Origin of the sequence: Pseudomonas sp. G11, from assembly GCF_029457515.1 — a bacterium.
Lineage (GTDB): Bacteria > Pseudomonadota > Gammaproteobacteria > Pseudomonadales > Pseudomonadaceae > Aquipseudomonas > Aquipseudomonas gorinensis.
In genome coordinates, this window is sequence record NZ_CP120377.1 from 1,316,114 (window position 1) to 1,342,594 (window position 26,481).

Sequence of the window (26,481 nt, forward strand, 5' to 3'; positions counted from 1 at the left end):
AAAGAGAAACTTTGCCTGGGAGGAGCGGCCTATTAAACCGCTTTTCGCCAAAGGCCCCTCATTGGGCGTGCGCTTGTTGGTGCTGGTCGTGCTTTCGGTCGCGCTGATGGTGGTCGATGCCCGCTTTGCACTGCTCAAGCCTGTGCGTAGCCAAATGTCGCTGGTATTGATGCAGACCTACTGGATCACCGACCTGCCGCAACGTCTCTACCAGGGCGTGGCCAGCCAATTCGGCAGCCGCACCGAGCTGGTCGCCGAGAACGAAAAACTCAAGACTGAAAACCTGCTGTTGCAGGGGCGCATGCAAAAGCTGGCGGCCCTCACCGAGCAGAACGTTCGGCTGCGCGAGCTGCTCAATTCTTCGGCACTGGTCAACGAAAAGGTCGAAGTCGCCGAGCTGATCGGCATGGACCCCAACCCCTTTACCCATCGCATCATCATCAACAAGGGTGAGCGCGACGGTGTGGTGCTCGGCCAGCCGGTGCTCGATGCCCGTGGCTTGATGGGCCAGGTGGTCGAGTTGATGCCCTACACCTCGCGGGTATTGCTGCTGACGGACACGACCCACAGCATTCCGGTGCAGGTCAACCGCAACGGCTTGCGTGCGATTGCCAGTGGCACCGGTAACCCCGAACGCCTGGAATTGCGCCATGTGGCCGATACCGCCGACATCAAGGAAGGCGACCTGCTGGTCAGCTCGGGCCTCGGCCAACGCTTCCCGGCGGGTTACCCGGTGGCGACAGTCAAGGAAGTGATCCACGATTCTGGCCAGCCGTTCGCCATTGTGCGCGCCGTGCCCACCGCCGCCCTGAACCGCAGCCGCTACCTGCTGCTGGTATTCAGCGACAACCGTACCCCGGAAGAGCGTGCCAACGACGCCGCACAAGCCCAGGAAGCGGAAGACAAGCAAAACGGCACCGCGCCGATCATTCCGGCAACCGTACCCAAGCCGGCGCCTGCCGCATCGGCCACACCGGCGCCCGCTCCGGCAGTAGCGCCCGTGGCCACGCCCGCCAAGCCGGCCGCTCACAGTGCGCGCGCGGTGAAGCCAGCGGCGACCAAGCCGTCGGCCACCACGCCCGCCACCACGACGCCTGCTGCGAAGCCCCCAGCCGCCGCCCCGGCAACCACACGGCAGAGGGAGGAATAATGGCCGGTACTCATTCGAGCAATGGCTGGATCGTCTGGCTGACCTTCGCCATCGGCTTGCTACTCAGCGTTTCGCCACTGCCGCAGTTCATGGAAATCCTGCGTCCGCTGTGGCTGGCCTTGCTGCTGGCATTCTGGTCGCTGAACCTGCCGCACAAGGTGGGCATGGTCACGGCGATGTTCCTGGGCTTGGCGGAAGATGTGCTCTATGGCACCTTGCTGGGCCAGAACGCGTTGATCCTGACCCTGATTACCTTTCTGGTGCTGTCGTTGCAGCAACGCCTGCGCATGTTCCCGATGTGGCAACAGTGCCTGGTGATCCTGGTGATCTTCGGCCTGGCGCAATTGGTGCAACTGTGGCTCAGCGCCTTGACTGGTAACCGCCAGCCGACCCTGGCGCTGGTATTGCCGGCCCTGGTCAGTGCGCTGCTGTGGCCATGGGTCAGTTTTGGCCTGCGCGGGTTACGTCGTCGCTATAAAATCAATTGAATGGATTGCGAGGCTCTGCCTGGTTATCGAACCCCACAGGGAGAGTCTGGAATGAATTCGCTTTATCTGGCTTCGGGCTCCCCGCGACGGCGTGAACTGCTGACCCAGATCGGTGTGCCTTTCACCGTGGTCAGTGCCGCCATTGATGAAACTCCCCTTACAAATGAATCCGCCGTTTCCTACGTCGAGCGTCTAGCGCGTGGCAAGGCAACGGCGGGTTTTGCTGCGCTTGGGCAAACGTCGGGCGCCTGTGTATTGGGTGCCGACACGGCAGTGATTGTCGACGGCCAGATCCTTGGCAAGCCGGTGGATCAGGCGGATGCCCTGGCCATGTTGCTGGCCCTGTCGGGGCGTGAGCATGAAGTGCTGACGGCGGTTGCCCTCACGGACGGTCAGCGTTGTGAAACTCGATGTGTAAGCAGTCGCGTACGTTTCCGGGGTATTTCTGTCGAGGAGGCTACAACCTACTGGCACAGTGGCGAACCCCAGGACAAGGCAGGCGGCTATGCTATCCAAGGGCTGGGCTCGGTGTTTGTGGCCGGGCTCAATGGCAGCTATTCCGCCGTGGTTGGCCTGCCCGTGTGCGAAACCGCGGAACTGCTTGGTCAATTCGGCATACCCTGTTGGCAAAACCTTACCGCGCGCTGAACGCCTGTACTTGCGCGCCAAGCCTTAAGCGATCGGTCACTATTGTGAAAACGCCTGAACGAGACCCAGCCATGAGTGAAGAGATTCTGATCAATATCACGCCGATGGAATCGCGCGTGGCGGTGGTAGAGAACGGTGTTCTGCAAGAAGTGCACGTCGAGCGCACCCAGAAGCGCGGGATTGTCGGCAACATCTATAAAGGCAAGGTCGTGCGCGTATTGCCGGGGATGCAGGCGGCGTTTGTCGACATTGGCCTGGACCGTGCCGCGTTTATCCATGCTTCGGAAATTTCCCTGCGCGAAGGCCCGGCGGTCGAAAGCATCAGTGCCTTGGTTCACGAAGGGCAGAGCCTCGTGGTGCAAGTCACCAAGGACCCCATCGGTTCAAAGGGCGCGCGCCTGACGACCCAGCTGTCGATTCCATCGCGCTACCTGGTGTACATGCCGCGCACCGCTCATGTGGGCATTTCCCTGAAAATCGAAGACGAGGCCGAGCGTGAGCGCCTGAAGAAGGTGGTCAGCGATTGCGTGGCGGCCGAGGGCATCAAAGAGGCGGGCGGCTTTATTCTGCGCACGGCGGCCGAAGGCGCCGGGGCTGATGAGATTCTCATGGACATCCGTTACCTGCGGCGCCTGTGGGACCAGATTGGCGCGCAGATCAAGACCGTTGGCGCGCCCAGCGTGATCTACGAAGACCTGGGCCTGGCCCTGCGCACCTTGCGCGACCTGGTCAGCCCGAAGATCGAGAAAATTCGCATCGACTCGCGGGAAACCTTCCAGCGCACCACGCAGTTCGTCGCCGAGCTGATGCCGGAAATTGCCGACCGCCTGGAGCATTACCCCGGCGAGCGGCCGATTTTCGACCTGTATGGCGTCGAAGACGAAATCCAGAAGGCCCTGGACCGCAAGGTGCCGCTCAAGTCGGGCGGTTACCTCGTTGTGGACCCGGCGGAAGCCATGACCACCATCGACGTCAACACCGGTGCGTTCGTGGGCCATCGCAACCTCGAAGAAACCATCTTCAAGACCAACCTCGAAGCCGCTACCGCGATCGCGCGTCAACTGCGCCTGCGCAACTTGGGCGGGATCATCATCATCGACTTCATCGACATGGAAGATGAAGAGCATCAGCGCCAGGTACTGCGCACCCTCGAAAAGCAGCTGGAACGCGATCACGCCAAGACCAATATCATCGGTATTACCGAGCTGGGCCTGGTACAGATGACCCGCAAACGCACCCGCGAAAGCCTGGAACAGGTGTTGTGCGAGCCGTGCAGCAGTTGCCAGGGGCGCGGTAAATTGAAAACGCCTGAAACGGTTTGCTACGAGATTTTCCGCGAAATCCTACGGGAGGCGCGAGCCTACCAGGCCGAAGGTTATAGAGTGCTTGCCAACCAGAAAGTGGTCGATCGGCTGCTGGACGAAGAGTCCGGTAACGTCGCTGAGCTGGAGGGGTTTATCGGACGTACGATTCGCTTCCAGGTTGAGACCATGTATTCCCAGGAACAATACGACGTGGTGCTGCTCTGATCCTCATTCGTTTCTTTCTACGAGATGCGCAGACCTTGATCTGCCGTCCGCTTACTGCCTTGAGGGTCGCCTGACATGGAGCGTCTGAAACGCTTTTTTGCCGCTTTGACCCGTTGGGGCCTGGGCTTGTGCGCCTTGCTGCTGGTATTGGCGGCGGTCTATGTGAGCCTGGGACGAGAATTGACTCCTCTGGTGGCCGAATACCGTGCGGACATCGAAGCCAAGGCCCAGGCCGCAGTGGATATGCCACTGCACATCGGCAGCCTGGAAGGGCGCTGGAGCGGTTTCGCACCGGTATTGCTGGCCCACGACGTGATGGTCGGCCAGGGCAGCAACGCCTTGCGCCTGGATCAGGTCGAAGTCGTGCCGGATATCTGGGCCAGCCTGATGGCCCGCGAAGTGCGCCTTGCGCACCTGCAAGTCAGCGGCCTGCAATTGAGCGTCAAGGAAGACCAGGACGGCCACTGGGCGCTGCAAGGCCTGCCGGTGCAGGATGACCAGCCGCTGGACCCGGAGCAGGTGCTCAAACGCCTGCAAATGGTCAAGCGTGTGTCGTTGCTCGACAGCCAGGTGACCCTGCAACCGATCGACCATGCCCCGCTGACCCTGACCTATGTGGGCCTGAGCCTGCACACCGGGACCACCCGCCAACGCCTGGATGCCCGCCTGACCTTGCCCGATGGCCAGCCCCTGGCCTTGAGCCTGCGCAGCCGTATTCGCGCAAGCCAATGGAAGGATGCTGAAGTCGACGCCTACCTGAGCCTGCCGCAAAGCGACTGGGCCAAATGGATTCCGGCCAAACTGACTCAACAATGGAAGCTCACGCAGTTCAAGGCGGGTGGCGAGTTCTGGCTCAACTGGGCCAAGGGTGACGTGCAGAGTGCTGTGGTGCGCCTCAATTCACCCCAGGTGAAGGGCAGCTACGCCGATCGCAAGCCCGTGCATATCGAAAACCTCGCCCTGACCGCGTACCTGCAACGCAATGAGCAGGGTCTGAAGGTATTGTTCGACTCGCTGGCGATGAACCTGGGCGAGACCCGCTGGGAATCGCGCTTGCAGTTGCAGCAGAGCCTGGCCACCGACCAGGCGCAGGAGGTCTGGAACCTGCAGGCCGATCGCCTGGACCTCACGCCCATTACGCCGTTGCTGAATGCCCTGGCGCCCCTGCCGGAAGGCTTCGCCAAGACCATCGAGCACCTCAAGGCCACTGGCCTGTTGCGCAATGTGCTGGTGGATTTCCGTCCCCAGGACACGACCGATCAGAAAGTCAGCTTCGCCGCCAACCTTGAGCGGGTGGGGTTCGATGCTTACTTTGGTGCACCGGCAGCGCGGAACGTATCCGGCAGCATCAGCGGTGACCTGGGGCATGGCGAGTTGCGCCTGGACAGCAAGGACTTTTCCCTGCACCTGTTTCCGATCTTCGCCAAGCCCTGGCAGTACATCCAGGCGAATGCGCGCCTGACCTGGAAGCTGGATAAAGAAGGCTTCACCCTGATTGCTCCCTATATCAAGGTGCTGGGGGAAGAGGGCAAGGTCGCGGCTGACTTCCTGATCCGCCTGCACTTTGACCCTGGCCAGGAAGACTACATGGACCTGCGGGTCGGCATGGTCGATGGCGATGGGCGCTTCACGCCCAAGTACCTGCCAGCGGTACTGAGCCCCGCGCTGGACGAATGGCTGCGCACAGCGATTCTCAAGGGCGCGGTCGATCAAGGTTTCTTCCAGTACCAGGGCTCGTTGAACCATGACGCGCTGCCGGCTTCGCGCAACATCAGCCTGTTCTTCAAGGTGCATGATGCAGAGCTGGCATTCCAGCCGGGCTGGCCGCATGTGAGCAAGGTCAATGGCGAAGTGTTCGTCGAGGAGAGTGGCGTACGCATCCTGGCCAGCAAGGGCCAGTTGCTCGACACCCAAGTCAAGGACGTCTACGTCAATATTCCCCACGCACCCGCGGGCAAGGACAGCCACCTGCTGCTCACCGGCGGGTTTGCCGGTGGCCTGGGTGATGGCCTGAAGATTCTCCAGGAAGCGCCAATAGGCACTGCCTCGACCTTTGCCGGCTGGAAAGGCGAGGGGGACCTGCAAGGCAAGCTGGACCTGGATATTCCGCTGGCCAAAGGTACCGAACCGAAGATCGTGGTGGATTTCCAGACCGACAAGGCGCGCTTGCAATTGGCTGAGCCGACCCTGGACCTGACGCAACTCAAGGGTGACTTCCGCTTTGATAGTGCCAAGGGCTTGAGTGGGCAGAATATTACGGCGCAAGCATTCGAACGGCCGATTAGCGCGCAGATTTTTGCCGATGGTAAGCCAGGTAATCTGAGTACCCGAATCACGGCCAAAGGCCAGGTCACGGTCAAGCGGCTGACCGATTGGTTGAAAATCAGCCAGCCACTGCCGGTGTCCGGCGACATTCCGTACCAGTTGCAAGTCAACCTGGATGGCGCCGATAGCCAATTGATGGTCAATTCCAACCTCAAGGGGGTCGCAGTGGACCTGCCGGCACCGTTCGGCATGGCGGCCAGCCAGGGGCGTGACAGTACGTTCCGCATGACCTTGCAGGGCGCCGAGCGTCGTTACTGGTTCGATTATGGCGAGCTGGCGAACTTCACCTTTGCGGCGCCGCCGGACAAGTTCAATGAGGGCCGCGGTGAGCTATTCCTGGGTGATGGCGATGCCGTGCTGCCCGCAGGCAAGGGGTTGCGCATCCGTGGCGTGCTTTCGGAGTTGGACATAGACCCGTGGAAGAAACTCGTGGACCGCTACGCGGGCAATGACCCTGGCGGCAGCGCCAAGCAACTGCTGAGCGGCGCTGACTTCAAGGTGGGCAAGCTGACTGGCTTCGGCAAGCAGTTCGACCAGGTCAACTTGCAGCTTGACCGGAAACCCACCGCCTGGGGCCTGCAACTCGACAGCCAGCAGGCCAAAGGCAGCGTGAACCTGCCGGATGCCAAGGGCGCGCCCATCGCGATCAACCTGCAGTTCGTGAAATTGCCGGCCGTGGACCCGACCGTCCAGGCAGACGAAAACGCCCCGGACCCGTTGGCCGATATCGATCCCAAGGGGATCCCGGCGCTTGATATCAGCATTGATCAACTGTTCCAGGGACCGGACCTGATAGGGGCCTGGTCGCTGAAAATCCGGCCAACTGCCAAGGGCCTGGCCTTTAATAGCCTGGACCTGGGCCTCAAGGGCATGCAGCTCAAGGGCGCGGGGGGCTGGGAGGGTGCACCGGGGGACAGCAGCAGTTGGTACAAAGGGCGCCTGGATGGCAAGAACATCGCCGATGTGCTCAAGGGCTGGGGCTTTGCGCCTACCGTGACCAGTGAAGATTTTCACTTGGACGTAGACGGCCGTTGGCCGGGGTCGCCGGCCTGGGTCGGGCCCAAACGTTTTTCCGGTAGCCTCGATGCCACTTTCCGCAAAGGCCAGTTCGTTGAAGTGGAAGGCGGCGCCCAGGCGCTTCGGGTGTTTGGCTTGCTTAACTTCAACTCCATTGGCCGCCGGCTGCGCCTGGACTTTTCCGACCTGCTCGGCAAAGGCTTGAGCTATGACCGCGTCAAGGGCTTGCTGGCAGCGAGCAACGGCGTATTTGTGACCCGTGACCCCATCACCATGACCGGGCCATCGACCAACCTGGAACTCAATGGCACCCTGGACCTGGTCGCCGACCGCGTGGACGCCAAGCTGTTGGTGACCCTGCCGGTCACCAACAACCTGCCGATTGCGGCGCTGATTGTGGGTGCGCCGGCCATTGGTGGCGCGTTGTTCCTGATCGACAAGCTGATCGGTGACCGCGTCGCGCGCTTTGCCAGTGTGCAGTACAAAGTGGAAGGGCCCTGGAAGGATCCGAAAATCACCTTCGACAAGCCATTCGAAAAGCCTAACTGAGACTTTCTGGAGTAGCCTGGAGCTATTCGTTTACGGAGTATCGGCCCATGTCGTTTGCGGTAATTCAGATGGTCAGCCAGAGCGATGTGCTGGCCAACCTGGCCCAGGCCCGGCGCTTGCTGGAGCAAGCGGCAGCGGGCGGGGCGAAGCTCGCGGTGCTGCCGGAAAACTTTGCCGCCATGGGCCGCCGTGACGTGGCTGATATCGGCCGTGCCGAGGCATTGGGTGAAGGTCCGATCCTGCCATGGTTGAAACAGACCGCCCGCGACCTCACCTTATGGATAGTTGCAGGCACATTGCCGCTGCCGCCCAGGGACCAGCCGGATGCCAAGGTCAACGCCTGCTCGTTGCTGGTGAATGACCAGGGCGAGATAGTGGCCCGATACGACAAGCTGCACTTGTTCGATGTCGACGTGGCGGATGCCCGAGGCCGTTATCGTGAATCCGATGACTATGCTTTCGGCAGTAATGTGGTGCTGGCGGATACGCCGGTTGGCCGCTTGGGCCTCACGGTATGCTACGACCTGCGTTTCCCCGAGCTGTACAGCGAATTGCGCGCGGCCGGGGCTGAGTTGATTACCGCACCTTCGGCCTTTACGGCGGTGACCGGCGCCGCGCACTGGGATGTGTTGATCCGCGCGCGGGCCATCGAGACCCAGTGCTACCTGCTGGCGGCCGCCCAGGGCGGTGTCCACCCGGGGCCCCGGGAAACCTTTGGCCACGCGGCGATTGTCGACCCGTGGGGGCGCATACTGACGCAACAGGATCAAGGCGAAGCGGTGTTGCTGGCCGAGCGCGACAGCAGTGAACAGGCGTCGATACGGGCGCGCATGCCGGTGGTGAACCATCGGCGCTTTTTTTCGCAGGGCGCGCAGCGGCCTGCTTCAGAACGATGAATTTAAGGCCAAACCTATGAGCGAGTTGTTGTCCTCAGTCAGTGAACACCTCCTGGCACCCGGTGGCGTGACCATCGAAAGTCTGCAAACCGTGCTCGGCGATCTGGCCGGACCGGGCATCGACGCGGCCGACCTGTATTTCCAGGGGCAGATTTCCGAGTCCTGGGCCCTGGAAGACGGCATCGTCAAGGAAGGCAGTTTCAACCTCGACCAGGGCGTGGGGGTGCGGGCGCAATCCGGTGAAAAAACCGGTTTTGCCTACAGCAACGCGATCACCTTGGAAGCGCTGGGCCTGGCCGCTCGCGCAGCGCGCTCGATCTCCCGTGCCGGTCAACATGGCACGGTGCAGGCGTTCAGTACCCAGGATGTGGCCCAGTTGTACGCGCCGGATAATCCGCTGGAAGTGATCAGCCGTGCGGAAAAGGTCGAGTTGCTCAAGCGTGTCGATGCCGCCACCCGCGCCTTGGACCCGCGTATCCAACAAGTCACCGTGAGCATGGCTGGCGTGTGGGAGCGGATCCTGGTGGCGTCCACCGATGGCAGCCTGGCGGCGGATGTACGGCCGCTGGTGCGTTTCAACGTCAGTGTGATCGTCGAGCAGAACGGGCGCCGCGAGCGTGGCGGTCATGGCGGCGGCGGGCGTACCGACTACCGTTATTTCCTCACCGATGATCGCGCCATGGGTTACGCCCGTGAGGCACTGCGCCAGGCGCTGGTCAACCTGGAAGCCATTCCGGCGCCGGCCGGTACCTTGCCGGTGGTGCTCGGTTCGGGCTGGTCTGGCGTATTGCTCCACGAAGCGGTCGGCCATGGCCTGGAAGGCGACTTCAACCGCAAGGGCAGTTCGGCCTACAGCGGACGCATGGGTGAGATGGTCGCCTCCAAACTGTGCACCATTGTCGATGACGGTACCCTGGCCGGGCGCCGGGGTTCGCTGACGGTCGATGACGAAGGTACGCCGACCGAGTGCACCACGCTGATCGAGAACGGCGTGCTCAAGGGCTACATGCAAGACAAACTCAATGCCCGTCTGATGGGCGTGGCACGCACTGGTAACGGCCGTCGCGAATCCTACGCTCACTTGCCGATGCCGCGCATGACCAACACCTACATGCTCGGTGGCGAAAGCGACCCGGCGGAAATCATCGCCTCGGTGAAGCGTGGTATCTACTGCGCCAATCTCGGCGGCGGCCAGGTGGATATCACCAGCGGCAAGTTCGTGTTTTCCACCAGCGAGGCCTATCTGATCGAAGACGGCAAGATTACCGCCCCGGTCAAAGGGGCAACGTTGATTGGTAACGGACCAGAGGCGATGAGCAAGGTGTCGATGGTCGGTAACGACCTGTCGCTGGACAGCGGCGTCGGTACGTGCGGTAAGGATGGGCAGTCGGTGCCGGTCGGCGTGGGTCAGCCCACCTTGAAGATTGACGCGATCACCGTGGGTGGCACAGGGTCGTAAACCGGGAGCTTCGGGTGGCGAAGACCGCCACCCGGGGAAGAGGATCAGCGCAGGCCGCGTTGAGTCTCGTCCAGCTCACGGATGTACTTGAAGATTTTACGGCTGGTGGCCGGCGCCTTGTTATGCGCCTGCTCGTGCTGGGCCTGACGGATCAGGGAGCGCAGTTGCTGGCGGTCGGCATCCGGATAGTCCACCACGAACTTCTCCAGTACCGCGTCATCGCCCGAGATCAGGCGGTCACGCCAACGCTCCAGGTTATGGAAGCGTTCATTGTACTGGCGAGTGGAGGCATCGAGTTGATCGAGCAAGGTCAGAATGGCGTCAGTGTCCTGGTCGCGCATCAGCTTGCCGATAAACATGATGTGCCGTTTACGCGCGATATTCGCGGTGTGCTTGGGCGCATCCGCCAGGGCCCGACGCATTTCGTCGGTCAGAGGCAATTTTGCAATCAAGTCCGGCTTGAGCGTTGTAAGGCGCTCGCCGAGGTCAACCAGAGCATGCAGCTCGCGTTTGACCTGGGTTTTGCTTTTCTCCCCATCGAGGGAGTCGTCGTAAGAATCAACCATGGTGGCAGTCCGCAAAGAAACGCCGCCATGATAACCAGTCGGGGGCCGCTTGTCCGGCCCGGTCGCTCGATGGCCTTAACCGAAAGCAGAATTTGAGTGGAGAAAACCATGAGTGCAGCCCAAAGCGTCGGTCCGCAAGCGTTACCGGCACTGCAGGAACAAGTCGAGCAGATCCTTGCCGAGGCCAAGCGCCAGGGGGCCAGTGCCTGCGAGGTGGCTGTGTCGCTGGAGCAGGGGTTGTCGACGTCGGTACGTCAGCGGGAAGTGGAAACCGTTGAATTCAACCGCGACCAGGGTTTTGGCATCACCTTGTACGTAGGGCAGCGCAAAGGCTCGGCCAGTACGTCGGCCAGTGGCCCGGAAGCCATTCGCGAGACTGTCGCTGCTGCGTTGGCAATTGCCAAGCACACCTCCGAGGATGAGAGTTCGGGCCTGGCCGACAAGGCATTGATGGCCAAGGACCTGAAGGATTTTGACCTGTTTCATGCCTGGGACATCACGCCAGAGCAGGCCATCGAACAGGCATTGATCTGCGAAGCGGCGGCATTCGATGCCGATGCCCGCATCAAGAACGCCGACGGCACCACGTTGAGCACCCATCAAGGGTGCCGCGTGTACGGCAACAGCCATGGTTTTATCGGCGGTTATGCCTCCACGCGCCATAGTTTGAGCTGCGTGATGATTGCCGAGGCCAATGGGCAGATGCAGCGCGATTACTGGTACGACGTGAACCGCCAGGGCGAATTGCTGGCGTCTCCTGCCAGCATTGGCCAACGCGCTGCGCAACGTGCCGCGAGTCGCCTGGGCGCGCGCCCGGTACCGACCTGCGAAGTGCCGGTGCTGTTTTCGGCAGAGCTGGCCGGTGGTTTGTTCGGCAGCTTTCTGGGGGCGATTTCCGGCGGCAACCTGTATCGAAAATCATCGTTCCTTGAAGGCGCGATCGGCCAGAAACTGTTTCCTGAGTGGCTGACCATCGATGAGCGTCCACACCTGATGCGCGCGATGGGCAGTTCGTCGTTCGACGGTGATGGCCTGGCGACCTATGCCAAGCCGTTCGTCGAGAAGGGCGAATTGGTGTCCTATGTCCTGGGCACCTATGCCGGTCGCAAGCTCGGTTTGCCCAGTACGGCCAACGCGGGTGGCGTGCACAACCTGTTTGTGACCCACGGTGATGAAGACCAGGCGGCGCTGTTGCGGCGCATGGGGCGTGGCCTGCTGGTGACCGAGTTGATGGGCCAGGGCCTGAACATGGTCACCGGTGATTATTCCCGGGGCGCGGCAGGTTTCTGGGTGGAAAATGGCGAGATTCAATTCGCCGTCCAGGAAGTCACCATCGCCGGCAATATGCGCGATATGTTCAAGCAGATCGTTGCCGTCGGGAATGACCTGGAACTGCGCAGCAACATTCGCACGGGTTCGGTATTGATCGAACGGATGACGGTCGCCGGTAGCTGATCCTTCCGACGCTTCACAAAAAAGGCGCGCCCTCCCGGAGATGGCGCGCCTTTTTTGTGGGCGCATGGTTGAAGGATGGGAAGGGTGACCTTGTTTTGATTCTCAATATCATTTAATAATGAATATCATTATTGAGTGAGTGCGGATCATGAGTACTGTCCTGCATGAGGATCCCTATCTGGAGAGCTGGCGCTGGATGAGTCGCCAGATTCGTTGTGGCCTTGATCCCAATGAACCTCGCCTGATCGAGCATTACCTCAATGAAGGTCGATACTTGGCGTGTTGTACCGCGACCCACCCGTGGACGATCGCCGAAACGGCATTTCGCCTGCTGATCGATACCGCCACTGATATCGCATTGCCCTGGCACTGGCGCTCAATGTGCCTGGACCAAGCCTGGCGACCGCTGCGCGACCTGGAAAAACTCTCCCACTGTGCCTGCCGCCTCAAGCGCTGGCAGACCTTTGCCTGGCAATTGGCGACCTGCGAATTGCTGCCGTCTATTTCTCATTCCGACCTAGTGCAAGGATCTAATGATGAGTAACACCCGTATCGAACGCGACAGCATGGGCGAACTGCAAGTCCCCGCCGAGGCCCTGTACGGCGCACAAACCCAGCGCGCGGTGAATAACTTCCCGATCAGCCACCAACGCATGCCGGCGCAATTCGTTCGTGCGCTGATCCTGGCCAAGATCGCGGCCGCCAAGGTCAACGTCGACCTCAAGCAGATCAGCGAAGGGCAGGGCAAGGCCATTGTCGACGCCGCCCAAGGCTTGCTGGAAGGGGACTTCATGCAGCACTTCCCTGTGGATATCTTCCAGACCGGTTCCGGCACCAGCTCCAACATGAACGCCAACGAAGTCATTGCGACCCTGGCCAGCCGTCTGCTGGGCGAGGTGGTCAACCCCAACGATCATGTGAACTGTGGCCAAAGCAGCAACGACATCATCCCCACCACCATTCACGTCAGCGCGGCGTTGGTGCTGCATGAGCAAACCCTGCCGGCCCTGCTGCACCTGGTACAGGTCATCGAGCAGAAGGCCATACAAGTGCACCCGTTCATCAAGACTGGCCGCACCCACCTGATGGACGCCATGCCCGTGCGCATGAGTCAGGTGCTTGACGGTTGGGCGCAGCAGCTCAAGGCCAATATCGGCCACCTGCAGGACCTGCTGCCAAGTCTGCAGGCGCTGGCGCAGGGAGGGACGGCAGTGGGCACCGGGATCAACGCTCACCCGGAGTTTGCTGCACGTTTCAGCCAGCGACTGAGCCACTTGACCCAGGTGCAGTTCACGCCTGGCAAGAACCTGTTTGCGCTGATCGGCTCTCAGGACACCGCGGTTGCCGTCTCCGGCCAATTGAAAGCCACCGCCGTATCGTTGATGAAAATTGCCAACGACCTGCGCTGGATGAACTCCGGCCCACTGGCCGGCCTCGGCGAAATCGAACTGGAAGGCTTGCAGCCTGGTTCCTCAATCATGCCCGGCAAGGTCAACCCGGTGATCCCGGAGGCCACGGCGATGGTTGCCGCGCAAGTCATCGGCAATGACACCGTCATCACGGTTGCCGGCCAATCCGGCAACTTCGAGCTGAACGTGATGCTGCCGATCATTGCCCAGAATCTACTCAGCAGCCTGGAGCTCCTGGCCAACGCCAGCCGCCTGCTGGCGGACAAGGCGATCGCCAGCTTCAAGGTCAACGAAGCCAAGCTCAAGGAAGCGCTGTCGCGCAATCCGATCCTGGTGACTGCACTCAACCCGATCATTGGTTACCAAAAGGCTGCTGAAATCGCCAAGAAGGCCTATCAGCAAGGCCGTGCGGTGATTGATGTGGCCCTTGAGCACACCGACTTGCCCCGTAGCCAACTGGAAGTCCTGTTGGATCCGGAAAAACTCACGGCCGGCGGCGTGTAATCACCGACCCTGCTTTGGAGGCTCACCATGGAGCACTGGAAACGCACGATCGAACGGGCCAATCGCTGCTTTATGCAGGGCGAATTGGTTGACGCTCGCGAGGCCTATCTGCAAGCCCTGGCCCTGGCCCAAGTGCTGTTCGAGCGCTGGGCGAACGCCGACGAAGCAGTAGCGGCTTGCGTCATTTCCCATCACAACCTGGCGGACTTGCACCTGCGCCTGAATCAGCCCGAGGAAAGCGCCGAATACCTCTGTGCTATTCACCAGCGCTTGCTGCAGGCCATGCAGGACGTGCGTCTGAGCCCGCAACTGCGCGAAGCGGCCTTGCGCCAGAGCAGCAAGACTTACGTCGAACTGTTGAATTTTATCAGTGATCACGGTGAGTACCCGCGCACCCATCGCTTACTGGGCGGTACTGCCGTGCAGCCGACCACGTCTCAATACGGAGCACATTGATATGAGCTACACCTTGCCTGCCTTGCCCTATGCCTACGATGCCCTGGAACCGCATATCGATGCGCAAACCATGGAGATTCACTACACCAAGCACCACCAGACCTACATCAATAACCTCAATGCTGCGGTCGAGGGCACCGAATTTGCGGGCTGGCCGGTGGAGAAACTGGTGTCCAGCGTGCAACAACTGCCGGAAAAACTGCGTGTGGCCGTAATCAACCAAGGCGGCGGCCACGCCAACCACTCACTGTTCTGGGCGGTGATGTCGCCTAAAGGTGGTGGCAAGCCCGATGGCGCGCTGGGAAAAGCCATTGAAGAGCAACTCGGTGGTTTCGACAGTTTCAAGGAAGCCTTCACCAAAGCCGCCTTGACCCGTTTCGGCAGTGGCTGGGCCTGGCTGAGCGTCACCCCGCAAAAGACTCTGATAGTGGAAAGCAGCGGCAACCAGGACAGCCCACTGATGAATGGCAATACGCCGATCCTCGGCCTGGACGTCTGGGAGCATGCTTATTACCTGCGGTACCAGAACCGTCGGCCTGAATACATCAATGCCTTCTACAGTGTCATTAACTGGCCGGAAGTTGCTGCACGCTATCAGGCCGCGCTGGCCTGACAGTCACCTCGATAACAAGATCTAAGGCCGACTATGGGCACTGAAACACTGGCGATCAGTAGCGTGCGAATGTTTCGTTATGCGTTTGGCTCGCTGCTGCTATTGGCAGGTACTGCATTGCTGGTGGCCCACGGGCTGGCCTGGCTGGATCTGGAGCCGCGCATCCTGCGCGCCTTGCAAGGCGGGGCGATTTGCGCGCTTGGCACGGCGCTGGGGGCGGTTCCGGTATTGGTGATTCGTCGGATGCCGGTGGCGTTGAGCGATACCTTGTTGGGCTTCGGTGCCGGCGTGATGCTGGCGGCGACTGCCTTTTCGCTGGTCGTACCTGGTATTGCTGCTGCCGAAGCCCTTGGCCTTTCGCCCTGGGGGGCAGGTGGGCTGATCAGCTTCGGCATCATGCTGGGGGCATTCGGTTTGTATCTGGTGGACCGCAAAGTCTCCGGCGCCAGCCCGGAGATGTTGGTGGGCACGCCGGATAAACCGGTGATTCCACCGCGCATCTGGCTGTTTGTGTTTGCCATCATCGCCCACAACATCCCCGAAGGCATGGCCGTTGGCGTTTCAGCCGGCGGCGGCATGCCGGATGCCGACAGCCTGGCCATGGGCATTGCCTTGCAGGATGTGCCGGAAGGGTTGGTGATTGCGTTGGTATTGGCCGGGGCGGGGATGTCGCGGGTCAAGGCCTTCCTGATCGGTGCGGCGTCAGGCTTGGTAGAGCCAGTGTTCGCCGTGCTTTGCGCCTGGCTGGTGACCCTGGCCGAGGTGCTGTTGCCGCTTGGCCTGGCGTTGGCTGCCGGGGCGATGCTGCTGGTGGTGACTCATGAAGTGATCCCCGAATCGCGGCGTAATGGCCACGAAAAGCTTGCCAGTCTGGGGCTATGTAGCGGTTTTTGCTTGATGATGGTGATGGATACCGCCTTGGGGTGAAGCCCCTGGCTTCACGCCCGCCTCAGCGGATGGTTTTACTCACCCTCATCAAAGAAGTTGTTGATCAGCTCCACCAGGGCTTCCATTGCTTCCTGCTCTTGCTCGCCCTCGGTGCTCAAATGAATCTTGGTGCCCTTGCCGGCTGCCAACATCATCATCGCCATGATGCTTTTGCCATCGACCATGGTCTCCGGTGTGCGCCCGGCGCGGATCTGGCAAGGGAACTTCCCGGCAATACCGACGAATTTGGCAGAGGCGCGTGCGTGCAGGCCCAGCTTGTTGATGATTTCAATTTCCAGAGCGGGCATCGCGCAGGTGTTCCTTTCAGCTGAGGTCGCGGTGGCGGACCTGGACATTCTTGAGGGTTTTTTGCAGCACCTGGCCCAGGCGTTCGGTCAGGTAGACGGAGCGATGGTGGCCGCCGGTGCAGCCGATGGCAATGGTGACATAGGCTCGGTTGCTCGCGGCAAAGCGCGGCAACCATTTGAGCAGGTAGCTGGAGATGTCCTGGAACATCTCCTCCACATCCGGTTGCGCGGCCAGGTAATCGGCCACTGGCTGATCCAGCCCCGACTGGTCACGCAGCTCTGGTTTCCAGTAGGGGTTGGGCAGGCAGCGCACATCGAAGACCAGGTCGGCATCCACCGGCATGCCACGCTTGAAGCCAAAGGACTCGACCAGAAATGCCGTGCCCGGCTCCGGCTGGTTCAGCAGGCGTAGCTTGATGGCATCGCGCAACTGGTACAGGTTGAGGCTGGTGGTGTTGATCTTGAGGTCGGCGAGGTCAATGATCGGCCCCAGCAACTTGGTTTCGTCCTCGATGGCTTCGGCCAGGGAACGATGGGGGCTGCTGAGAGGGTGGCGTCGACGGGTCTCGGAGAAGCGCTTGAGCAGGGTTTCTTCGTCGGCGTCCAGATACAGCACATCGCAATGAATGTGCTTGGCGCGCACCTCTTCGAGCAATTCCGGGAAGCGCGTAAGGTGGCTGGGCAGGTTGCGGGCATCAATCGAAACGGCGACCAGGGGCTGCGCCAATTCGGTGTGGATCAGGGCGCGTTCCGCCAACTCCGGCAGCAGCCCGGCGGGCAGGTTGTCGATGCAATAGAAACCGTTGTCCTCAAGAACGTTGAGGGCGGTACTTTTACCCGAGCCAGAGCGGCCGCTGACGATGATCAAACGCATGATTACTGCCCGTTTTGCTCATCCAGGACAACTTGGTACAGTGCCTCGTTGCTGCTGGCACTGCGCAGTTTGTCGCGTACGTCCTTGCGGTCGAGCATGCTTGCGATCTGCCGAAGCAGTTCCAGGTGCGCATCGGTGGCGGCCTGTGGGACCAGCAGAACAAACAGCAGGTCTACCGGGGCACCGTCGATCGCGTCGAAATCGATAGGCGCGTCCAAGTGCAGCAGGGCGCTGACAGGTGTGTCGCAGCCTTTGAGGCGGCAGTGAGGAATGGCGATGCCGTTGCCAAAACCGGTGGAACCGAGTTTTTCACGGGCAATCAGAGCCTCAAAGACATCTTGCATCTCCAGATCAGGCACTTCTCGGCTGATCAGGTTGGCAATTTGTTCGAGGGCTTTCTTCTTGCTGCCGCCCGGCGCGTTCACGAGGGAACGGCCGGGGGTCAGGATGGTTTCAAGTCGGATCATGGGTGGGGAGTGTTAGCGGCCGGTGCCCTGAAGGAGGCTCAACTGCTTTTCCTTATGCTTTTTGATTTGGCGATCCAGTTTGTCGGTCAGGTCGTCAATGGCGGCATACATATCAGTATGCTCGGCATTGGCGACGACTTCTCCGCCGGGTATACGCAAGGTGGCTTCAATTTTCTGCTTCAGCTTTTCGACAGTCATAATGACTTGCACGTTGGTGATCTTGTCGAAATGCCCCTCAATTCTTTTGAGTTTTTCGCCGATATAGGCGCGCAGCGGTTCGGTCACTTCCAGTTGGTGTCCACTGATGTTGACTTGCATACAGCTTCTCCTTCGTTGCCAGTGCATAAAGCGGCGGGTAGGAATACCCGCCACTGGAACGCTGTGGCCCGCCCGTCACATCAAACGCTTACGCTCGCTGGAAGGCGCGATCCCAAGGGACTCGCGGTACTTGGCGACGGTTCGACGGGCGACCTGAATGCCTTGTGCCTCCAGTAAACCAGCGATCTTGCTGTCACTCAACGGCTTTTTCTGATTTTCCGCCGCAACCAGTTTTTTGATGATCGCGCGGATCGCCGTGGACGAGCATTCGCCGCCTTCGGAGGTGCTGACATGGCTGGAGAAAAAGTATTTCAGCTCATATATGCCCCGTGGGGTATGCATGAATTTTTGCGTGGTCACCCGGGAAATCGTTGACTCATGCATGCCAACCGCTTCGGCGATGTCATGCAGCACCAGAGGCTTCATCGCTTCGTCGCCGTATTCCAGGAAGCCACGCTGGTGCTCGACGATCTGGGTGGCGACTTTCATCAGGGTTTCGTTGCGGCTTTGCAGGCTCTTGATGAACCAGCGCGCTTCCTGCAACTGGTTGCGCATGAAGGTGTTGTCGGCGCTGGTGTCGGCGCGACGCACAAAACCGGCATATTGCGGATTGACCCGCAGGCGCGGTACCGACTCCTGGTTCAGTTCCACCAGCCAGCGCTCGTTGTCCTTGCGTACGATCACGTCGGGGACGACGTATTCGGCTTCGCTGGACTCGATCTGCGAGCCCGGGCGAGGGTTGAGGCTCTGTACCAGCTCGATCACCTGGCGCAGATCGTCTTCCTTGAGCTTCATACGGCGCATCAACTGGCTGTAGTCGCGGCTGCCCAGCAGGTCGATGTAGTCCGTGACCAGGCGTTGGGCTTCGGCAAGCCAAGGCGTCTTGGCAGGCAGTTGACGCAGTTGCAGCAGCAGGCACTCGCTGAGGGTGCGCGCGCCAATGCCGGCGGGCTCGAATTGCTGGATGCGGTGCAGGACGGCTTCGATCTCGTCCAGTTCGATATCCAGTTCCGGATCGAAGGCTTCAAGAATCTCGTCGAGCGTTTCGTCCAGGTAACCCTGGTTGTTGATGCAGTCGATCAGGGTCACGGCGATCAGTCGATCGGTGTCGGACATCGGCGCGAGGTTCAATTGCCACAACAGGTGGCTCTGCAGGCTCTCGCCGGCGGACGTGCGGGTGGTGAAGTCCCACTCGTCATCATCGTTGCTGGGCAGGCTGCTGGCGCTGGTCTGGTAGACGTCTTCCCAGGCGGTGTCCACGGGCAGCTCGTTGGGTATGCGTTCGTTCCAGTCGCCTTCCTCGAGGTTATCCACCGTCGGGGCGGTTTCCTGATAGGAGGGTTCCTGCACATCGGGGTTGGGTTTTTGCTCGATGTTGTCGGCCAGCGGGTCTGCATTGTCGAAGTCGTCGCCTTCTTCCTGGCGTTCGAGCATCGGATTGGACTCCAGGGCCTCCTGGATTTCCTGTTGCAGGTCCAGGGTCGACAATTGGAGCAGGCGGATGGCCTGTTGCAGCTGCGGTGTCATCGTCAGCTGCTGGCCCATTCTCAGGACTAGCGATGGTTTCATGGCAGGGGCTTAACACCTTATTCGCCGGCGCAATGCGCCATCCACGACAGGGCGCGTGAGCGCCAAACATAAGCAAATTATATGCCTGATATCGGGGGCTTTGCCTAGAGCGCGGTAACAATAAAAATCCGGAGGTTTTTATTGACTCCCGCGCACCGTGGCCAACGGCCGTGACGCCAGGCTGCTTACAGGCGGAACTCGTGGCCCAGGTACACTTCCTTGACCAGTTCGTTGGCCAGGATAGTGGCGGAGTCACCTTCGGCAATCAGCTGGCCATCGTTGACGATGTAAGCTGTTTCGCAGATATCCAGGGTCTCACGGACGTTGTGGTCGGTGATCAGTACACCGATGCCCTTGGCCTTGAGGTGATGGATGATCTGCTTGATGTCACCCACCGAGATGGGGTCCACGCCGGCAAACGGTTCGTCCAGCAGGATGAATTTCGGCGCGGTCGCCAGGGCGCGGGCAATTTCAACGCGACGACGCTCACCACCGGACAGGCTCATGCCGAGATTGTCGCGAATGTGGTTGATGTGGAATTCCTGCAGCAGGCTTTCCAGCTCTTTGCGGCGGCCGTCGCGGTCGAGTTCCTTGCGGGTCTCGAGGATGGCCATGATGTTGTCGGCCACCGAGAGTTTGCGGAAGATCGACGCTTCCTGGGGAAGATACCCAATACCTGCGCGTGCACGGCCATGCATCGGCTGGTGGCTGACGTCCAGGTCATCGATCAGTACGCGACCTTGGTCCGCCTGCACCAGGCCGACGATCATATAGAAGCAGGTGGTCTTGCCGGCGCCGTTGGGGCCGAGCAGGCCGACGATCTGGCCGCTGTCGATCGACAGGCTGACGTCGCGCACGACCTGACGGCTTTTATAGGCCTTGGCCAGATGCTGGGCTTTCAGGGTTGCCATTACTCGGCCTTCTTCTTCGGCTGGATAACCATGTCGATACGTGGGCGTGGCGCAGTGACCTTACTGCCGTTGGCCCGGCCGGCATTGGCGACCTGCTTCACGGTGTCATAGGTGATCTTCTCGCCTTCGGTGGAGTTGCCATCGGGGCTGAGCACCTTGGCCTGGTCGATCAGGACGATGCGGTTTTGCTGGGCGTGATACTGGATGGTCTTGCCGTAGCCCTTCATCGGGGCGGTATCGGTAGCGGCCTGCTTCTGTTCGAAGTAGGCCAGGTTGCCCACCGAAGTCACGACGTCGATGTCGCCAGCGGGGGTGCGAGTCAGTGTCACCGTGTTACCGGTGATTTTCATCGAGCCCTGGGTAATGATCACGCCGCCTGTATAAGTGGCGACGCCTTGCTTGTCATCCAGTTGCGCATCGTCAGCTGAGATGTGGATCGGTTGCTGGCTATCGTTCGGCAGAGCCCAGGCGCTCACGCTTCCCAGTGCTGCGCCCAGACCGAGCAAAATAGGGAGGGTTTTAACGAGCCTCATACTGTCCTCTTACGTTCGATAGCAGGTGTATCCTGCTTTCTTTCAAATACGCTTTCATTCCCTTGCCAGTCGATACACCGCCAGCGCCGTCGATTCTAACGTCTTGCTCGGTCTGCGCATATTGCTTCTGTGGGAATACGGTCATGCGTGTGGTGGTAATAATGGTGTCGCGGTTCTGTGCGTCAGTACGTGCGACGCGCACCGAGTCGATCAGTTCCACCTGGGTACCGTCCGGGTTGACCTCGCCACGCTTGCTGGTGACGTGCCATGGGAACTCGGTGCCGCGGTACAGGTTCATGTCCGGATTGGTCAGCAGGGTGACCTCGGAGGCCTTCAGGTGCTCGACCTTGTCCGACGTCATTTCATATTGCACCTTGCCATCGGGCAGGAACTGCACGCTATAGGCATTGGTTGCGTAATAGTCGATAGCCCCTTCATCAACCTGCGCAACAGGCTGGTCGAGAAAGCGCTCCGGGCTGATATTCCAGTAGCCCACCGCCAGGAACAGCGCGGCGATGCCTGCGAATAGCAGGAAGTTGCGAATCTTTTTACTCAGCATAAAACGCTCTATAGGTAGGCGGCATGGGCCGCTTCGAGGCGGCCTTGGGCCCGCAGGATCAACTCGCAGAACTCACGGGCGGCGCCTTCGCCGCCACGGGCCGTGGTGATGCCGTGGGCATGCTCGCGAACAAACGCCGCCGCATTGGCGACGGCCATGCCCAGGCCCACGCGGCGGATCACCGGCAAGTCGGGCAGGTCGTCGCCCAGATAGGCGACCTGCTCATAGCTTAGGTGGAGTTGGCCAAGAAGCTCGTCCAGTACCACCAGTTTATCCTCACGGCCCTGATACAGGTGAGGAATCCCCAGGTTTTGTGCGCGGCGTTCCACAACCGGCGTTTTTCGGCCGCTAATAATGGCAGTTTGCACTCCCGCTGCCATCAACATCTTGATGCCCTGGCCATCGAGGGTGTTGAACGTCTTGAATTCGCTGCCGTCTTCGAGGAAGTACAGGCGGCCATCGGTCAGCACGCCGTCAACGTCGAAAATCGCCAGCTTGATGTGCTTGCCGCGTTGCAATAGGTCGCTGGTCATTTACATCACTCCTGCACGCAGCAAGTCGTGCATGTTCAGGGCGCCAATCGGGCGGTCATCGTTATTGACGACCACCAGCGCGCCGATCTTGTGGTCTTCCATGATCTTCAGCGCTTCGGCTGCAAGCATCTCGGGGCGTGCGGTCTTGCCATGGGGGGTCATCACCGCGTCGATGGTGGCGGTGTGGATGTCGATGGTGCGGTCCAGCGTGCGGCGCAAGTCGCCGTCGGTGAACACTCCGGCCAGGCGCCCGTCGGCTTCGAGGATCACGGTCATGCCCAGGCCTTTGCGGGTCATTTCCATCAGCGCATCCTTGAGCAGCGTGCCCCGTTGGACATGGGGTAGCTCATCGCCGGAGTGCATGACGTTTTCCACTTTCAGCAGCAGGCGACGGCCCAAGGCACCCCCTGGGTGGGAAAACGCGAAATCTTCAGCGGTAAAGCCACGGGCTTCCAGTAACGCCACGGCCAGCGCATCGCCCATGACCAGGGCGGCGGTGGTGGAAGACGTGGGGGCCAGGTTCAGGGGGCATGCCTCGTGGGTCACGTGAACGTTCAGGTTCACTTCGGCTGCCTTGGCCAGCGTCGATTCCGGGTTGCCGGTGATGCTGATCATCTTGATGCCCAGGCGCTTGATCAGCGGCAACAGGGTCACGATTTCGTTGGTGGTGCCGGAATTGGACAGTGCCAGGATGATGTCATCCTTGGTGATCATGCCCATGTCACCATGGCTGGCTTCGGCCGGATGCACGAAGAAAGCGGTGGTTCCGGTGCTCGCCAGTGTCGCGGCGATCTTGTTGCCGACGTGGCCGGACTTGCCCATGCCTACCACGACAACGCGGCCCTTGCTGGCCAGAATCATCTCGCAGGCGCGTACGAAATCTGCATCGATATGGGCCAGTAAGCCTTCTACGGCTTCAAGCTCGAGGCGAATGGTGCGTTGTGCGGATTGGATAAGATCGCTGGATTGGCTCATGTCTGAAATCGTATAGCCTGACGAAAAGTCGGCGATTATAACGGTAATGAGCAATTCCCTCACGCAAGTTCGTCAGGCTTTATTCTGCGGGTGGCATGAGATTCCCTCTCAGTAACATAGCCAGCAACGTTTTTTCCCTGTCCCCAATCTGAACAAGCGCTTTTCCGGCCTTGGGCGCGTTGTACCAGCAGTGATATAGTTCGCCGCCAGTTCGGTTCACCCAGCCCATACGTCTATCTATATCGCGCAATCGTGCAAACGTTTGTCGCCAATACGGTGTCTGAGTGAGAAGCTGCATCCCAAGGAGTTTAGATGAGTGCCGATAACGCCTACGCGGTCGAGCTGAAGGGCCTTACCTTCAAGCGCGGGACGCGCAGCATCTTCAATAACGTCGATATTCGCATTCCCCGTGGCAAGGTCACGGGCATCATGGGGCCTTCCGGTTGCGGCAAGACCACCCTGTTGCGGCTGATGGGCATGCAACTGCGCCCCAATGCCGGCGAAGTGTGGGTCAATGGCCAGAACCTGCCGACGCTGTCGCGTAGCGAGCTGTTTGACGCACGCAAGCACATGGGTGTGCTGTTCCAGAGTGGTGCGCTGTTCACTGACCTGGATGTTTTCGAGAACGTGGCGTTTCCGCTGCGAGTGCATACCCAGCTGTCCGATGAAATGATTCGTGACATCGTGTTGCTGAAACTGCAGGCCGTGGGCCTTCGCGGTGCCATCGACCTGATGCCTGACGAGTTGTCCGGTGGCATGAAACGTCGTGTCGCCCTGGCGCGCGCCATCGCCCTTGACCCGCAGATCCTCATGTACGACGAGCCCTTCGTTGGCCAGGACCCGATCGCCATGGGCGTGCTGGTACGCCTGATCCGCCTGCTCAACGATGCGCTGGGGATCACCAGTATCGTGGTGTCCCACGACCTTGCAGAAACCGCGAGCATTGCCGATTACCTGTATGTCGTCGGCGATGGTCAGGTGCTGGGGCAGGGCACGCCTGAAGAGCTGATGAACGCTGACAACCCGCGTATCCGCCAATTCATGACCGGCGATCCTGATGGCCCGGTGCCTTTTCATTTTCCGGCAGCGGACTACCGCGCAGATCTTCTGGGGAAGCGCTGATGCGCAAGACATCACTTATCGAAAGGGTTCGCCTTTTCGGCCGCTCCGGCATCGACATCATCGAAGTGCTGGGGCGTTCGACCATTTTCCTGTTCCATGCCTTGCTGGGCCGCGGTGGCATCGGCGGCGGCTTTGGCTTGCTGATCAAGCAACTGCACTCCGTCGGCGTGATGTCCCTGGTGATCATCGTGGTCTCCGGGGTCTTTATCGGCATGGTGCTTGCGTTGCAGGGCTTCAACATCCTATCCAGCTACGGCTCGGAGCAGGCGGTCGGGCAGATGGTCGCCCTGACGCTGCTGCGCGAGCTGGGGCCGGTGGTGACTGCCTTGCTGTTCGCCGGGCGCGCCGGTTCCGCGCTGACCGCTGAAATCGGCAACATGAAGTCCACCGAGCAGTTGTCCAGCCTGGAAATGATCGGCGTGGACCCGCTCAAGTACATTGTTGCCCCGCGCCTGTGGGCCGGCTTCATTTCCCTGCCGCTGCTGGCGATGATTTTCAGTGTGGTGGGTATCTGGGGCGGTTCGTGGGTGGCGGTGGATTGGCTGGGGGTCTACGAAGGCTCCTACTGGGCCAATATGCAAAACAGCGTGACCTTCAGCGGCGACGTGCTCAACGGCATCATAAAGAGCATCGTCTTCGCCTTTGTCGTGACCTGGATCGCCGTATTCCAAGGCTATGACTGTGAGCCCACTTCAGAAGGGATCAGTCGTGCCACCACCAAGACCGTTGTGTACGCCTCGCTGGCGGTACTGGGCCTTGACTTCATTTTGACCGCCTTGATGTTTGGAGATTTCTGATGCAAAACCGCACTGTGGAAATCGGTGTCGGCCTTTTCTTGCTGGCTGGCATCCTGGCTTTACTGTTGCTCGCCCTGCGAGTCAGTGGCCTTTCGGCCAGCCCTACCGCCGATACTTATAAACTTTACGCGTACTTCGACAATATCGCCGGTTTGACTGTCAGAGCTAAGGTGACCATGGCCGGTGTGACTATCGGCAAGGTCACGGCAATCGATCTGGACCGCGACAGCTTCACCGGGCGAGTGACCATGCAACTGGACAAGAAGGTCGATAATCTGCCGACTGACTCCACTGCATCTATCCTCACTGCGGGTCTGCTGGGCGAGAAGTACATCGGTATCAGCGTGGGCGGGGAAACAGCCCTGCTCAAGGATGGCTCGACCATCCACGACACGCAGTCGTCGCTGGTACTTGAGGACCTGATCGGTAAATTCCTGCTCAATACGGTCAATAAAGACGCCAAATGAGGAACCTGTTCATGATCTCTACCTTGCGACGTGGCCTGCTGGTACTGCTTGCGGCGCTGCCGCTGATGGCTAACGCGGCAGGTTCTGCGCACGAACTGGTGCAGGACACCACCAGCAAAATGCTGGCTGACCTGACTGCCAATAAAGAGCAGTACAAGCAAGACCCGAGTAAGTTCTACGACGCGCTCAATACCATTGTCGGCCCTGTCGTCGATGCCGAAGGCATTTCGCGCAGCATCATGACGGTCAAGTACTCGCGCAAGGCCACGCCTGCGCAGATGCAGACGTTCCAGGAAAACTTCAAGAAGGGTCTGTTCCAGTTCTATGGCAACGCCCTGCTGGAGTACAACAACCAGGGGATCACTGTCGATCCGGCCAAGGATGAGTCGGGTGACCGCACCAGCGTTGGCATGACCGTCAAAGGCAGCAACGGTGCGATCTACCCTGTGCAGTACACGCTGGAGAAGGTCAACGGTGAGTGGAAACTGCGCAACGTGATCATCAACGGTATCAACATTGGCAAGCTGTTCCGCGACCAGTTCGCTGACGCGATGCAGCGCAATGGCAACGACCTGGACAAGACCATCAATGGTTGGGCCGGTGAAGTGGCCAAGGCCAAGGAAGAAACCGATAAAGCAGCCGGGAAACCCGCGCAATGACCGAGTCGGCTGTTCGTATCGGCGAAGCCGGCGAGCTGTTCCTCAGCGGCGTGCTGGATTATCGCTCCGGGCCTGACCTGCGCAAGCAGGGCCAGGCGCTGATCAACGCGAGCACCGCGCCTGCGCTGGTGCTGGACTGCTCGGCGGTAACCAAGTCCAGCAGCGTCGGTTTATCGCTGCTGCTGTGCTTTATACGTGATGCCGAGGCGGCGAAAAAAACGGTCAGTATCCGTGCGCTGCCCGACGACATGCGTGAAATTGCCGAAGTTTCCGGTCTGACCGAACTGTTGGCGCATCCTTAATAAAGAAGCCCCCCGTCAGAGTCCTGCTATGCGGGGTTCGCAGGCGCGGGGCTTTTTTGTATGATGTGCGACCCGTGCGCACTGGGCGCCGATAGA

Annotated in this window: 29 protein-coding genes; 18 read left to right on the forward strand and 11 right to left on the reverse strand. The window is 60.2% G+C overall.

Features of this window, described 5'->3' with window-relative positions; genetic code table 11:
• Positions 1-31 precede the first annotated feature (31 nt).
• The 7 genes from mreC to tldD all read left to right on the forward strand — a co-directional run bounded on the left by mreC (position 32) and on the right by tldD (position 10,061).
• Complete coding sequence (gene mreC, locus P2T68_RS05930) at positions 32-1,150, forward strand: rod shape-determining protein MreC (RefSeq protein WP_081329150.1); 1,119 nt, start codon at positions 32-34, stop codon at positions 1,148-1,150.
• Positions 1,150-1,638, forward strand: coding sequence for a rod shape-determining protein MreD (gene mreD / locus P2T68_RS05935; RefSeq protein ID WP_024073452.1), 489 nt, complete (start codon positions 1,150-1,152; stop codon positions 1,636-1,638). The genes mreC and mreD overlap by 1 nt, the downstream gene beginning before the upstream one ends.
• A gap of 51 nt (positions 1,639-1,689) precedes the next feature.
• Positions 1,690-2,286: a nucleoside triphosphate pyrophosphatase gene (locus P2T68_RS05940; RefSeq protein WP_024073453.1), complete on the forward strand. Its 597-nt coding sequence runs from the start codon at positions 1,690-1,692 to the stop codon at positions 2,284-2,286.
• Positions 2,287-2,357: 71 nt separating this feature from the next.
• Positions 2,358-3,815, forward strand: a complete 1,458-nt coding sequence (rng, locus tag P2T68_RS05945) for a ribonuclease G (RefSeq protein ID WP_024073454.1) — start codon at positions 2,358-2,360, stop codon at positions 3,813-3,815.
• Positions 3,816-3,890: 75 nt separating this feature from the next.
• Positions 3,891-7,706, forward strand: a complete 3,816-nt coding sequence (locus P2T68_RS05950) for a YhdP family protein (RefSeq protein ID WP_069075259.1) — start codon at positions 3,891-3,893, stop codon at positions 7,704-7,706.
• A 47-nt stretch (positions 7,707-7,753) separates the two neighbouring features.
• Positions 7,754-8,602: a carbon-nitrogen hydrolase family protein gene (locus P2T68_RS05955; protein ID WP_069075260.1), complete on the forward strand. Its 849-nt coding sequence runs from the start codon at positions 7,754-7,756 to the stop codon at positions 8,600-8,602.
• Between the two features lie 16 nt (positions 8,603-8,618).
• The gene (gene tldD, locus P2T68_RS05960) at positions 8,619-10,061 is read left to right on the forward strand and encodes a metalloprotease TldD (protein WP_069075261.1); all 1,443 of its coding nucleotides are present in this window, start codon (positions 8,619-8,621) and stop codon (positions 10,059-10,061) included.
• 44 nt (positions 10,062-10,105) lie between these two features.
• On the opposite strand, the gene yjgA is transcribed toward tldD, so the two are convergent.
• Complete coding sequence (yjgA, locus tag P2T68_RS05965; RefSeq protein WP_024073458.1) at positions 10,106-10,627, reverse strand: ribosome biogenesis factor YjgA; 522 nt, start codon at positions 10,625-10,627, stop codon at positions 10,106-10,108.
• Between the two features lie 108 nt (positions 10,628-10,735).
• Here yjgA and pmbA point away from each other — a divergent pair, with 108 nt between their 5' ends.
• The 6 genes from pmbA to P2T68_RS05995 all read left to right on the forward strand — a co-directional run bounded on the left by pmbA (position 10,736) and on the right by P2T68_RS05995 (position 15,991).
• The gene (pmbA, locus tag P2T68_RS05970) at positions 10,736-12,082 is read left to right on the forward strand and encodes a metalloprotease PmbA (protein WP_277379153.1); all 1,347 of its coding nucleotides are present in this window, start codon (positions 10,736-10,738) and stop codon (positions 12,080-12,082) included.
• Positions 12,083-12,230: 148 nt separating this feature from the next.
• The gene (locus tag P2T68_RS05975) at positions 12,231-12,626 is read left to right on the forward strand and encodes a hypothetical protein (RefSeq protein WP_024073460.1); all 396 of its coding nucleotides are present in this window, start codon (positions 12,231-12,233) and stop codon (positions 12,624-12,626) included.
• On the forward strand, positions 12,619-13,995 hold the full coding sequence (locus tag P2T68_RS05980; RefSeq protein WP_277379154.1) for a class II fumarate hydratase: 1,377 nt from the start codon (positions 12,619-12,621) through the stop codon (positions 13,993-13,995). The genes P2T68_RS05975 and P2T68_RS05980 overlap by 8 nt, the downstream gene beginning before the upstream one ends.
• 27 nt (positions 13,996-14,022) lie before the next feature.
• A complete protein-coding gene (locus P2T68_RS05985; protein ID WP_024073462.1) occupies positions 14,023-14,451 on the forward strand; it encodes a hypothetical protein in 429 nt (142 codons plus the stop codon).
• A gap of 1 nt (position 14,452) precedes the next feature.
• Positions 14,453-15,064 carry a superoxide dismutase gene (locus tag P2T68_RS05990; RefSeq protein WP_024073463.1) on the forward strand — a complete coding sequence of 204 codons (612 nt, stop codon included), beginning with the start codon at positions 14,453-14,455 and terminating at the stop codon, positions 15,062-15,064.
• Between the two features lie 33 nt (positions 15,065-15,097).
• Positions 15,098-15,991, forward strand: coding sequence for a ZIP family metal transporter (locus P2T68_RS05995; protein WP_024073464.1), 894 nt, complete (start codon positions 15,098-15,100; stop codon positions 15,989-15,991).
• 35 nt (positions 15,992-16,026) lie between these two features.
• On the opposite strand, the gene P2T68_RS06000 is transcribed toward P2T68_RS05995, so the two are convergent.
• The 10 genes from P2T68_RS06000 to P2T68_RS06045 all read right to left on the reverse strand — a co-directional run bounded on the left by P2T68_RS06000 (position 16,027) and on the right by P2T68_RS06045 (position 23,038).
• Positions 16,027-16,299, reverse strand: coding sequence for an HPr family phosphocarrier protein (locus P2T68_RS06000; protein WP_024073465.1), 273 nt, complete (start codon positions 16,297-16,299; stop codon positions 16,027-16,029).
• Positions 16,300-16,315: 16 nt separating this feature from the next.
• Positions 16,316-17,173 (reverse strand): RNase adapter RapZ, encoded by an 858-nt coding sequence (gene rapZ, locus P2T68_RS06005; protein ID WP_024073466.1) that lies wholly within the window; start codon positions 17,171-17,173, stop codon positions 16,316-16,318.
• 2 nt (positions 17,174-17,175) lie between these two features.
• On the reverse strand, positions 17,176-17,640 hold the full coding sequence (gene ptsN / locus P2T68_RS06010) for a PTS IIA-like nitrogen regulatory protein PtsN (RefSeq protein ID WP_024073467.1): 465 nt from the start codon (positions 17,638-17,640) through the stop codon (positions 17,176-17,178).
• A 12-nt stretch (positions 17,641-17,652) separates the two neighbouring features.
• Positions 17,653-17,958, reverse strand: a complete 306-nt coding sequence (gene raiA / locus P2T68_RS06015; protein WP_024073468.1) for a ribosome-associated translation inhibitor RaiA — start codon at positions 17,956-17,958, stop codon at positions 17,653-17,655.
• 75 nt (positions 17,959-18,033) lie between these two features.
• Entirely contained in the window at positions 18,034-19,527 is a 1,494-nt protein-coding gene (locus P2T68_RS06020) for an RNA polymerase factor sigma-54 (protein ID WP_024073469.1), read from the reverse strand.
• Positions 19,528-19,712: 185 nt separating this feature from the next.
• Positions 19,713-20,438: an LPS export ABC transporter ATP-binding protein gene (lptB, locus tag P2T68_RS06025; RefSeq protein ID WP_003171806.1), complete on the reverse strand. Its 726-nt coding sequence runs from the start codon at positions 20,436-20,438 to the stop codon at positions 19,713-19,715.
• A complete protein-coding gene (gene lptA / locus P2T68_RS06030) occupies positions 20,438-20,971 on the reverse strand; it encodes a lipopolysaccharide transport periplasmic protein LptA (protein WP_024073470.1) in 534 nt (177 codons plus the stop codon). Before lptA ends, lptB begins: the two co-directional genes overlap by 1 nt.
• On the reverse strand, positions 20,958-21,530 hold the full coding sequence (gene lptC, locus P2T68_RS06035) for an LPS export ABC transporter periplasmic protein LptC (protein ID WP_024073471.1): 573 nt from the start codon (positions 21,528-21,530) through the stop codon (positions 20,958-20,960). Before lptC ends, lptA begins: the two co-directional genes overlap by 14 nt.
• Before the next feature lie 8 nt (positions 21,531-21,538).
• A complete protein-coding gene (locus P2T68_RS06040; protein ID WP_069075269.1) occupies positions 21,539-22,063 on the reverse strand; it encodes an HAD family hydrolase in 525 nt (174 codons plus the stop codon).
• Positions 22,064-23,038 (reverse strand): KpsF/GutQ family sugar-phosphate isomerase, encoded by a 975-nt coding sequence (locus P2T68_RS06045; RefSeq protein WP_024073473.1) that lies wholly within the window; start codon positions 23,036-23,038, stop codon positions 22,064-22,066.
• Positions 23,039-23,350: 312 nt separating this feature from the next.
• On the opposite strand from P2T68_RS06045, the gene P2T68_RS06050 reads away from it, so the two are divergent.
• From P2T68_RS06050 to P2T68_RS06070, 5 genes are read left to right on the forward strand one after another with little or no spacing between them, the layout of a single operon-like run.
• Complete coding sequence (locus P2T68_RS06050) at positions 23,351-24,160, forward strand: ATP-binding cassette domain-containing protein (protein WP_024073474.1); 810 nt, start codon at positions 23,351-23,353, stop codon at positions 24,158-24,160.
• A complete protein-coding gene (gene mlaE / locus P2T68_RS06055; RefSeq protein WP_024073475.1) occupies positions 24,160-24,957 on the forward strand; it encodes a lipid asymmetry maintenance ABC transporter permease subunit MlaE in 798 nt (265 codons plus the stop codon). The genes P2T68_RS06050 and mlaE overlap by 1 nt, the downstream gene beginning before the upstream one ends.
• Complete coding sequence (gene mlaD / locus P2T68_RS06060; RefSeq protein WP_017845975.1) at positions 24,957-25,424, forward strand: outer membrane lipid asymmetry maintenance protein MlaD; 468 nt, start codon at positions 24,957-24,959, stop codon at positions 25,422-25,424. Before mlaE ends, mlaD begins: the two co-directional genes overlap by 1 nt.
• Before the next feature lie 11 nt (positions 25,425-25,435).
• Positions 25,436-26,083 carry an ABC transporter substrate-binding protein gene (locus tag P2T68_RS06065; protein WP_041161099.1) on the forward strand — a complete coding sequence of 216 codons (648 nt, stop codon included), beginning with the start codon at positions 25,436-25,438 and terminating at the stop codon, positions 26,081-26,083.
• Positions 26,080-26,385 carry an STAS domain-containing protein gene (locus P2T68_RS06070; RefSeq protein ID WP_102625286.1) on the forward strand — a complete coding sequence of 102 codons (306 nt, stop codon included), beginning with the start codon at positions 26,080-26,082 and terminating at the stop codon, positions 26,383-26,385. Before P2T68_RS06065 ends, P2T68_RS06070 begins: the two co-directional genes overlap by 4 nt.
• Positions 26,386-26,481 lie beyond the last annotated feature (96 nt).